Below are 400 nucleotides of genomic sequence, written 5' to 3'. Positions count from 1 at the left end.
GCATGACAGGGAAGGGAGCGATGATGACGGCATCCGCGGAGCGCGTGACGGTAAATGAGGCAGGCGTGGCAAACGCGGCAAGCGCAGCAAACGCGGCGGCGGAGGTCGAGTGGCTGATGCAGCAGGCCACGACCTTTATCACGGACGCGGGCGGCTGCCGCATCGTCTGGCGGCGTTTCGGCAGTGGCCCGGCCGTGCTGCTGGTGCAYGGCGGCCACGGCAGCTGGCTGCAYTGGGTSMGCAATATCGAGGCGCTSGCGGCSCGSCATACGGTCTGGGCGCCGGACCTGCCGGGTTACGGCGAATCGGGCGATCCGGCGGACGGGGCGCTGCAGTCCCTGATCGACGCGGTGGTGGCGGGCTTTGCCGAATTGCCCGGCACGCACGCGGTGGATCTGGT

General features: G+C 69.5%; 1 protein-coding gene. It reads left to right on the top strand.

Annotation, left to right across the window (positions count from 1 at the left end; all coding sequences use genetic code 11):
- Positions 1-23: 23 nt before the first annotated feature.
- Positions 24-400 (top strand): alpha/beta fold hydrolase (locus tag AB4Z42_RS28450; protein WP_442012590.1); only part of this gene is annotated, 377 nt, incomplete at its 3' end.

The sequence above is a fragment of the Mycobacterium sp. 2YAF39 genome (assembly GCF_052114565.1).
In the GTDB taxonomy this organism is placed as follows: Bacteria; Actinomycetota; Actinomycetes; order Mycobacteriales; family Mycobacteriaceae; genus Mycobacterium.
This window is presented reverse-complemented; position numbering and strand designations above follow the sequence as displayed.